This is a genomic window from Mycobacterium sp. IS-3022, assembly GCF_001500065.1.
Classification (GTDB): Bacteria; Actinomycetota; Actinomycetes; order Mycobacteriales; family Mycobacteriaceae; genus Mycobacterium.
Genome location: NZ_LQIN01000004.1, coordinates 154,726 through 161,477, shown reverse-complemented (window position 1 = coordinate 161,477; position 6,752 = coordinate 154,726). Strand labels below are relative to the sequence as shown.

Sequence of the window (6,752 nt, the reverse complement as noted above, 5' to 3'; positions counted from 1 at the left end):
CACCACCAACAACGCCCGCTGCGCAGCCCTTGCCCCATGGCTCGAGCACTACAACAATCAACGACGCCACTCAGCCACCGGAGGTCCTCCCTTCTCACAGCCAAACCGTCAACAACGTCCCTGCCGAGTACAACTAGCTCCTCACTCGTACCGACGCGGTCAACCCGCGGCCGGCGCGGGTCGAGCCCGTATGAGGATCAGTTCGGCGAACTGCTCGGGACACTCGAGCGGTGTGAAATGCCCTGCGTCGTAAGCGAAGTACAGCTCCACATCGGTGAAGTAGTGCCCCAGCCGGTCCGACCACTCGACCGGGAACAGGGGATCATGTCGCGGCCACACCACATCGGTGGGCACATGAATCTTGATGGCTCGCTCCGGCGGCAGTTCGGTCAACGACTGGGCGATCATGCCTGCGCCCGCGCGGTACCACGCGATGGAGGCGGTGAACGCGCCGGGCAGTCCGTAGTCGGACACCAGCCGCTCCAGATCATCGTCGGAGACAGTGAAGTTCGGACCCGACCAGTGCGTCCAGAAGTGCCGCAGGTAGTCGTGGACTAGGTCGGGGTTGCCGTCGATCAGCTGCGCCGCCAGCGGCAGCTGATGGAACGCCTGATACCAGAACTCGCTCTGCGCCTTCGCCGTCAGAACCCGGTCCCCGGCGCCGGGCAGCGGCGGGGAGAGCACCAGCGAGTGAACCAGATCCGGCTGCATGCGGGCGACGCTCTGCGCCACTCGACTGCCGACGTCGTAGCCGGCGAGCACCACCTCCGACAGCTCCAGCTCCTTGATCAGGCCGATGACGCTGCCCGCCTGCGCGGTGGCGCTGTAGAAGTGCCGGATCGCGACCGCGTGTTTGTCCGAGCCGCCGAACCCGCGCAGGTCCGGCACCACGACATCGGCAGCATCGCCGAGCAGCGGTACCACCCGGCGGTAGTCCTGGCGATTCCCGGGCCAACCGTGCAGCAGAACCACCGGCGGCGCGCCCCTGGTGCCGAACCGGTCGTAGGCGAGCCGGAACCCGTCGACAGGAGAGCTGCGGGACCACATCGGCTCATTCTGGCCGGATGTCAACCCGCTTGTTGCGAGGTTGCGCCATCCCTTCCGAGATCGCCGGTGATCACGCCGAGGATCGCCCGCCATGAGTCCGACGGCGCGTTGAGCACGTCGGAGTGGGCGCCGGGACCGGCCATCGGCCGTCCGTCGTCGTAACGTCCGGTCGGTAACCGGATCACACCGGGCATCTCGTCGGGGTCGGCGCCGTGCGGGCCGCCGGGAATGCCCTGCACCAGCGCGATGAGGTCGCCCGGCGGCGTCATCGAGAAGCGCCGCACATCCGGGTTGCGGTTGTGCCAGTCACCGGGGTCGTCGACTCCGACACCCGCCCCGGCGGCCGCCACGTACAACGTGCGATCGGAGGTCAGTCCCAACGATTCCGCGGTGCCCACGATCGACCCGCCATAGGAATGGCCGATGACCGTGACCGGTACCCGGCGGCCGGTCGCATCCACCGTGCGGTCGACGTCCTCACTGAACGCGACAAGTCGCGGCGCCATGGCGAGCGCGTACCGCGGATCGGCCGCAGCCGCCAAAGCGCTCGCCGGATTGTCGCCGCGCGGAAACGGGCCACCGAGATAGGTGATCGTCGCGGTGTCGCCGCGGGTCGCCGAGACGAACCGGCGCGCGGTCCTCGCATTCGCCGCCGAACCGTCGATCGTCGTGTTCATACCCGGCACCAGGACCGCCACGCTCGACGCCGACGCGACGTCGCCGTGCAGTTCGACCAGCGACGCCCGGGCGGGGTCGAACGCGAGCAGCTGGCGGTCGATGCGGCCGGGTTCGCCTGTCGGATCGTCGATTTCGGACAACAGGCTCCGGTACAGCGCAAGGCGGTCGGGATCGGGTTCACGCAGCACGGCCTGTGCGACGTTGGTCCGGTTGGCCGCGATCCGCATCTCCCACGGCACGCCGTCGGTATTGCCGACCTGCGAAGGGAACCCGTCGACCAACCGCTGCCGCTGCTCGGGCGTCATCGCCGCGATCTGCTCGGCGATCCGGTCCTGGCTCGAGGTCGGCCACGCCGCGACGACGTCCGCCCTGGCTCCCGCGTCGCCGGCGGCCCGCAACGCGAACGCCTCCACGATGTCGTTCGCGGCGTCGGCGTCCGCGGCGTCCAGGCGATCGAGCGCCTGACCGAGCTGGCCGGTCAGTTCGGCCGCCCGCACAGTGAGCATCTCCACCGCGACGGCCGGGACGCCGCCGGACAACGCGACCAGCAGCTCCGAGGGGTCCGCCTGCACGGACACCGATCCGGCGTCGTCGACGGCGAACCCGTCAGCGGTGGCCGCGGACGTTAACACCAGGACCTCGGTGCGCGCCGAGGCGATCTGAGCCGCTCCGTCGCGCGCCGCGGCGGCCCCCAGCACAAGGGCGCGAGCAACCGTATCGGCCGTTGCCACAATGGTTTTCGCCTGCATGCGCGCCTCGTCGGCGGCCGCGCCGGACCAGAAGCTGAACTCGGCGGCCAGGGTGTCGGCGTGCGCCGACACGAGCCGGGCGTGGCGGTCCCATTGCGCTGCCAACACGTGCAGCGCGTCGGGTCGCCAGGCTTCGGCCTGGCCGATGGTCGGCCGCGTCACCGCCCGAGGCGGTCGACGTTGCGTTCTTCTGCGCGCTCGAACGCATCAGCCGACTTCTCGGCGGCCAGGGCCCATCGGCGCATGTCGGCGACCACCCCTGCGAGGCGGGCCGCGACGAGCGTCGGCGCGGTGACGTTCCCGACGGCTGAGCCGGGCAGGGCGTCTGCATCCAATTCGGGCCACGGTGTCTCGGTGATCCGTTCGGCGGCGGTCATGACCCTGTCGGCGACGGTGCGCAGCTGCGACACGTCGACCTCAACGATTTCCCCCATGGCTCATGCTGACAGAACCGGGGCCGAGCGTGCCGAAGTTATCCACAGGGCGGCCGTGACGGGCTGCGCCGACAGTGTCAACTCCGATGTCCACCGCGATCTTCGGCGCGGCTTGCCCGACGTGGCCGCCGGGCAACCAGTAGTCTCGATGAGGTGCAGCGACGGATCATGGGCATCGAGACCGAATTCGGTGTCACCTGCACGTTCCACGGCCACCGGCGGCTGAGCCCCGACGAGGTGGCCCGCTACCTCTTCCGGCGGGTGGTGTCGTGGGGCCGCAGTTCGAACGTCTTCCTCCGCAACGGCGCCCGGCTCTACCTGGACGTGGGCAGCCACCCGGAGTACGCCACCGCCGAGTGCGACAGCCTGAGCCAGTTGGTCACCCACGACCGGGCGGGTGAGCGGGTGCTCGAAGACCTGCTCATCGACGCCGAGCAACGGTTGGCAGACGAGGGCATCGGCGGGGACATCTACCTGTTCAAGAACAACACCGACTCGGCGGGCAACTCCTACGGCTGCCACGAGAACTACCTGATCGTGCGCGCCGGGGAGTTCTCGCGCATCTCCGATGTGCTGCTGCCGTTCCTGGTCACCCGCCAGCTGCTGTGCGGTGCGGGCAAGGTCCTGCAGACGCCGAAGGCGGCGACGTTCTGCCTGAGCCAGCGCGCCGAACACATCTGGGAAGGCGTGTCGTCTGCGACGACCCGATCGCGTCCGATCATCAACACCCGCGACGAACCGCATGCCGACGCCGAGAAGTACCGCAGGCTGCACGTCATCGTCGGCGACTCGAACATGTGCGAATCCACCACGATGCTCAAGGTCGGCACGGCGTCGCTGGTGCTGGAGATGATCGAGGCCGGGATCGCGTTCCGCGACTTCTCGCTGGACAACCCGATCCGCGCGATTCGAGAGGTCAGCCACGACCTGACCGGCCGGCGGCCGGTGCGCCTCGCCGGCGGCAGGCAGGCCAGCGCGCTCGACATCCAGCGCGAGTACTACTCCCGCGCGGTGGAGTACGTGCAGACGCGTGAGCCGAACACCCAGATCCAGCAGGTCGTCGACCTCTGGGGACGTCAACTCGACGCGGTGGAGAGCCAGGACTTCGCCAAGGTCGACACCGAGATCGACTGGGTGATCAAGCGCAAGCTGTTCCAGCGCTACCAGGACCGCTACAACATGGAGCTGTCCGACCCGAAGATCAGCCAGCTGGATCTGGCGTATCACGACATCAAGCGCGGTCGCGGCGTGTTCGACCTGTTACAGCGCAAGGGACTGGCCACGCGGATCACCACCGACGAGGACATCGAGGCTGCGGTCAACACTCCGCCGCAGACCACCCGCGCCAAGCTGCGTGGCGAGTTCATCAGCGCCGCGCAGGAAGCCGGTCGCGACTTCACCGTCGACTGGGTCCACCTCAAGCTCAACGACCAGGCTCAGCGCACGGTGTTGTGCAAGGACCCGTTCCGCTCGGTCGACGAGCGGGTGAAGCGGCTCATCGCCTCGATGTGAGCGCTCGCCGTGGGCCATCCACACTAGGCTGAGCCGAGTGGCGATCTCCAAAGTCGAGCGGCTGATGAACCTCGTGATCGCGCTGCTGTCGACGCGGAACTTCATCACCGCCGAGCGGATCCGCGAAACGGTCTCCGGCTATTCCGACAGCCCCAGCGACGAGGCGTTCTCGCGGATGTTCGAGCGCGACAAGAACGAGTTGCGCGACCTCGGCATCCCGCTCGAGACCGGCCGTGTTTCCCAGTTCGATCCGACCGAGGGTTACCGGATCAACCGCGAGGCCTACGCACTGCCTGCGGTCGAACTGACGCCCGACGAAGCCGCGGCCGTTGCCGTCGCCACCCAGCTGTGGGAGTCGCCCGAACTGATCACCGCAACCCAGGGGGCGCTGCTGAAACTGCGCGCGGCCGGCATCGACATCGACGCCGTCGACGCTGCCCCGGCGATCACGTCGACCGCGACGCTGCCGGGGTTGCGCGGCTCGGAGGAGGTACTGGGAATCTTGTTGTCGGCCATCGATTCCGGACAAGCGGTGCAGTTCTCGCACCGGCCCTCGCGCAGCGAGCCGTACACCACGCGCACGGTGGAGCCCTGGGGCGTCGTCACCGACAAGGGTCGCTGGTATCTGGTGGGACATGACCGGGACCGCGACGCCACGCGCACGTTCCGGCTCTCCCGGATCGGCGCCGAGGTGAAGCCCATCGGACCGCCGGGCGCGGTGCAGCGACCACCCGACGTCGATCTGCGCGAGATAGTGGGGCGCGCGGTCGGGGACTGGCCGTCGGGTGGGCAGGCCCGGGTATGGATCGCCGAGGGCAGGGCCACCGCGCTGCGGCGACGGGCCGCCTCGGTCGCCCCGCACACACACAACGGCCGCGCCGGCGAGCTGATCACCATCGACATCGGCATGTTCGACCGGTTGGCCCGCGAGGTCGCCAGCTACGGGCCCGACGCGGTGGCGCTGGAGCCCGAGTCCTTGCGCGAGGACGTGCTGGCCCGATTGCGAGCCCAGGCGGATCACGCATGACGACCGTGTCGACCCGGCTGGTACGGCTGCTCAACATGGTGCCGTACTTCCAGGCCAACCCGAGGATCACGTACGCCGAGGCCGCATCGGACCTCGGCGTCACCGTCAAGCAGCTGCGCGACGATCTGAACCAGCTGTGGATGTGCGGCCTGCCGGGCTACGGACCCGGCGACCTGATCGACTTCGAATTCTCCGGCGACACAATCGAAGTGACGTTCACCGCGGGTATCGACCACCCGCTGCGGCTGACCTCGCCGGAGGCGACCGGCGTGCTGGTCGCCCTGCGGGCGTTGGCCGACATACCGGGCATGGTCGACCCGGAGGCCGCGCGCAGCGCGATCGCGAAGATCGAGTCGGCCGCGGGCACGGTGGGCCACGGCGGCGCGGCCGTCGACGAGCCCGCGCCCGTGGAGAGTGAGGCCGCCGCGGCGGTGCGCCAGGCGGTGCGCGACGGACGCGCGCTGTCGATCGAGTACTACTCCGCGTCGCACGACATGCTGACCAGCCGGGCGGTCGACCCGATCCGGGTTGTGCTGGTGGGCGACCACAGCTACCTGGAGGCCTGGTGCCGATCGGCCGAGGGGGTGCGGCTGTTCCGGTTCGACCGCATCGTCGACGCGCACGTCCTCGACGAACCGTCGGCGCCGCCGCCCCCGGCCGTGCAGGCAGAACCGGACACCTCGCTGTTCGACGCGGACCCCGCGCTGCCGTCGGCGACGCTGTTGATCGACCGCTCGGCGGCGTGGATGTTCGACTACTACCCGTTGCGGGTGATCCGGGAACTGCCCGACGGCGCCTGTCAGGCCGCGATGACGTACGCCTCCGACGACTGGATGGCCCGGTTCGTGCTCGGCTTCGGGTCGGCCGTCCGCGTGCTCGAGCCGGCCGGGCTGGCGGCCCGGGTACGCGACTCGGCCACCGCTGCGCTGAGCGAGTACGGGGTCAACGAGTAGACTGGCCGCGACGTCTGGAGGTGACCAAATTGGGTTCTCTACAACCCTGGCACTGGGTGATCGTGATCGCTGTGTTCGTGCTGCTCTTCGGTGCCAAGAAGCTCCCGGACGCGGCGCGCTCGCTCGGTAAGTCGATGCGGATCTTCAAAACGGAGATCAAGGAGATGCAGGCCGATTCGAAATCGGACACACGTGAGTCCGATGCCGCCGGCCGAACGGCTCCGCCGACGCCGATCGCCTCGGAGCGCGTCGACAGCGCCGACCCGACGGCGCCGGAGACCGAGCAGCCGTCGGACAAACGTCCGGCCTGATCGTCACCGATCACCTAACCGCGGCTGTGCTGCCGCGTCAG

Annotated in this window: 7 protein-coding genes; 4 read left to right on the top strand and 3 right to left on the bottom strand. The window is 69.0% G+C overall.

Translation table 11 applies throughout. From position 1 onward, the window contains the following. Nucleotides 1–159: 159 nt before the first annotated feature. From AU188_RS05830 to AU188_RS05820, 3 genes are read right to left on the bottom strand one after another with little or no spacing between them, the layout of a single operon-like run. Entirely contained in the window at nucleotides 160–1,047 is an 888-nt protein-coding gene (locus AU188_RS05830) for an alpha/beta fold hydrolase (protein ID WP_059162780.1), read from the bottom strand. Nucleotides 1,048–1,067: 20 nt separating this feature from the next. Beyond that, nucleotides 1,068–2,636, bottom strand: coding sequence for an alpha/beta hydrolase (locus AU188_RS05825; RefSeq protein WP_059162779.1), 1,569 nt, complete (start codon nucleotides 2,634–2,636; stop codon nucleotides 1,068–1,070). Then, the gene (locus tag AU188_RS05820; RefSeq protein WP_059162778.1) at nucleotides 2,633–2,908 is read right to left on the bottom strand and encodes a DUF7162 family protein; all 276 of its coding nucleotides are present in this window, start codon (nucleotides 2,906–2,908) and stop codon (nucleotides 2,633–2,635) included. Before AU188_RS05820 ends, AU188_RS05825 begins: the two co-directional genes overlap by 4 nt. 153 nt (nucleotides 2,909–3,061) lie before the next feature. Here AU188_RS05820 and pafA point away from each other — a divergent pair, with 153 nt between their 5' ends. Genes pafA through tatA form a run of 4 tightly spaced genes read left to right on the top strand, consistent with a single transcriptional unit; the run spans nucleotide 3,062 to nucleotide 6,711 of the window. After that, a complete protein-coding gene (pafA, locus tag AU188_RS05815) occupies nucleotides 3,062–4,420 on the top strand; it encodes a Pup--protein ligase (RefSeq protein WP_109749387.1) in 1,359 nt (452 codons plus the stop codon). A gap of 37 nt (nucleotides 4,421–4,457) precedes the next feature. Beyond that, nucleotides 4,458–5,447: a helix-turn-helix transcriptional regulator gene (locus AU188_RS05810; RefSeq protein WP_059162776.1), complete on the top strand. Its 990-nt coding sequence runs from the start codon at nucleotides 4,458–4,460 to the stop codon at nucleotides 5,445–5,447. Beyond that, on the top strand, nucleotides 5,444–6,400 hold the full coding sequence (locus AU188_RS05805; RefSeq protein ID WP_059162775.1) for a helix-turn-helix transcriptional regulator: 957 nt from the start codon (nucleotides 5,444–5,446) through the stop codon (nucleotides 6,398–6,400). The genes AU188_RS05810 and AU188_RS05805 overlap by 4 nt, the downstream gene beginning before the upstream one ends. A 29-nt stretch (nucleotides 6,401–6,429) precedes the next feature. Further along, nucleotides 6,430–6,711: a Sec-independent protein translocase subunit TatA gene (tatA, locus tag AU188_RS05800; RefSeq protein WP_059162800.1), complete on the top strand. Its 282-nt coding sequence runs from the start codon at nucleotides 6,430–6,432 to the stop codon at nucleotides 6,709–6,711. Nucleotides 6,712–6,752: the final 41 nt, after the last annotated feature.

Excerpts from the sequence above, each read along its gene's own strand:
- AU188_RS05820 (WP_059162778.1), bottom strand. The coding sequence starts at position 2,908 with ATGGGGGAAATCGTTGAGGTCGACGTGTCGCAGCTGCGCACCGTCGCC.
- AU188_RS05805 (WP_059162775.1), top strand. The coding sequence starts at position 5,444 with ATGACGACCGTGTCGACCCGGCTGGTACGGCTGCTCAACATGGTGCCG.
- AU188_RS05830 (WP_059162780.1), bottom strand. The coding sequence starts at position 1,047 with ATGTGGTCCCGCAGCTCTCCTGTCGACGGGTTCCGGCTCGCCTACGAC.